The 2,060-nt window shown below is 31.2% G+C and carries 1 protein-coding gene and 1 pseudogene; both read left to right on the top strand.

Going from position 1 to position 2,060, the window contains the following annotated elements; translation table 11 throughout:
• Nucleotides 1-666 (top strand): annotated as a pseudogene (locus CQA53_RS12695) (hypothetical protein); the annotation flags it as partial.
• Between the two features lie 9 nt (nucleotides 667-675).
• On the top strand, nucleotides 676-1,845 hold the full coding sequence (locus CQA53_RS11035; protein WP_115543977.1) for a hypothetical protein: 1,170 nt from the start codon (nucleotides 676-678) through the stop codon (nucleotides 1,843-1,845).
• The last annotated feature ends 215 nt before the right edge of the window (nucleotides 1,846-2,060 follow it).

Raw genomic sequence — 2,060 nt, 5'->3', positions numbered from 1 at the left:
CTTGCAGGAAAGATAGCCTATATCTATTATCGATTTGATGTAAGTGATGAGAAGTTTATAGGGAGTGTAAAAGATAATGGGGAATATGTGAAGGATAGAAGAAACTTTGCTACACAAATAGCTACACTTTATGCTCAATACAAACAAGACTTTGAAGAATGTTATATCAACAATGATACAAGTATCAACAAACAAACACTTATTACAAGCTTTATAAATAGTATAGGAGATGAGTTAAAGATACAACAACACAAGCGACCACAAGTTAGTTTTAATGCAAATGGCAATGCTGGGACATACGATAAAGCAACCAATACCATTAGTGTAGATATTACTAATGGAGATTTATATGACATACTAGATACTATAGTCCATGAATATAGACATTTTTATATTGATTATGTCATAAACTATAATATATCTCACAATCTCAATAAAAATATAATTATTCGATTTATTTATCATAGCTTGTATATAGACACAAAATATTATACCATCTTTGATAAATTTGATAAGATATGTGCGAGCTTTGATGAGAAGGCATCACAATGTTATAATGGACAATTATATATAATGCGAAAAAAGAAAGCTTCACCACTTTATTTTATCCAGCCAAAAGAGAGAGATTGTAGAGTAGTGGCAGGATTATTTATGAGTAAGATTTAAGGAGTAAAAATGAAAATAAATATATGGTATGAGGAAAGACATCATGCACTCGCTTATCCTAGAGAAGATAGAAGTATCTATTTAGGGATAAATACAAATATTAATTGTATAGAAGATTGGTGTCCAAATGGTAGATCATGGATAGATCCTCATAAAATAGGATTGTATTTAGGCAAGATTATATTTGAGAACAACAAAAAAGGAATTGCAATACCACAATATATCCCAAGTGATATAGACAATGGCAAATTAGAATCTGAAATAGAGAAAATTTATCCCTTATGGCTAGATGCAATCAATAAAGATTATGAACCCTTTAAGTTTCCTCCTAATCTATCAAGACCTCCTTATCCTCATGAACGGTTTCCAATCCATAATACCGAGGTCAAATTCCTTTGTAAGCGAAGTAAAGAGAATATTACCTTAAACAAAGAGCAAATCATAAGCTATTTTACAGAGCTACATAGTAAAAATACAAAGAGTATTAAAGATTATATGGATTCTATACACAAGCATCATGGCATAATAGCCTATCTTCTCAATAATCATCTCTATGAAAGCTTAATGGAGCAAGGATTGATGGATAGCAAGGACAATGGATACCCAAGAATAACGCCTTTGACTAGAAATACGATATATACGACTTGGGAAGAAAAACTTCTTGCTATAGAATATGCAAAGAAAGACCGTGGATTCCAAATCCCAATCACTTATACGGAGGAACGCTTCTATGCGTTTCTTATCTATACCTTGCATCATTTTTTACTAGTCCATGATCAAGGCGAAGTATTTAATGAGAATCCAAGTATGCTTTTTAATCGTGGAGCATATCGAGGATATATAGAAAAGGATCAAAACAAACCTAGAAAGCAAAAGAAACCTCAAGAGCAAAAAAAATCTAAAGAGCAATACCAACCTTATAGACCTCCTAGCGATCAAGTTTTTTATGAGGATTATTTCTTTATGTTTAAGGTTTCAGATTATATACACTCTGAAATATATGAAGATGAAGGGTGGAGTCTTGAGAAAGCCAAAAAAGACTATTATTATCAACGGAAATCACATGAAGATTTACACACCTACGCAAAAATCATCCGCCCCATTCACCCCTCTAAAGACAACCCACCTAAAGGTTGGACTAAGGAGATGATGAAAAAGTTAGAATTAAAGTTCGAGTAAAGCCTTGTAATACTCTATAAATATTAATCAAGACAATCTTACCCAAATATTTTATAATTATAATACACTAAAAAACATCCATCACACAATATATTTCTTAATATCTCTTATATATATATCAGTAAGGAGAATCTTATTATAAAGAAGCTTAGTAATAATAAGTCTATTAATGAATAAGTTTATCATAAAAAGCTTACCACAAGCTAGCTTATTGT

Origin of the sequence: Helicobacter didelphidarum (assembly GCF_003364195.1) — a bacterium.
GTDB classification, from domain to species: Bacteria; Campylobacterota; Campylobacteria; order Campylobacterales; family Helicobacteraceae; genus Helicobacter_A; species Helicobacter_A didelphidarum.
This window is presented reverse-complemented; position numbering and strand designations above follow the sequence as displayed.

Coding starts and splice junctions, on each gene's coding strand:
- CQA53_RS11035 (WP_115543977.1), top strand. CDS start 676: ATGAAAATAAATATATGGTATGAGGAAAGACATCATGCACTCGCTTAT.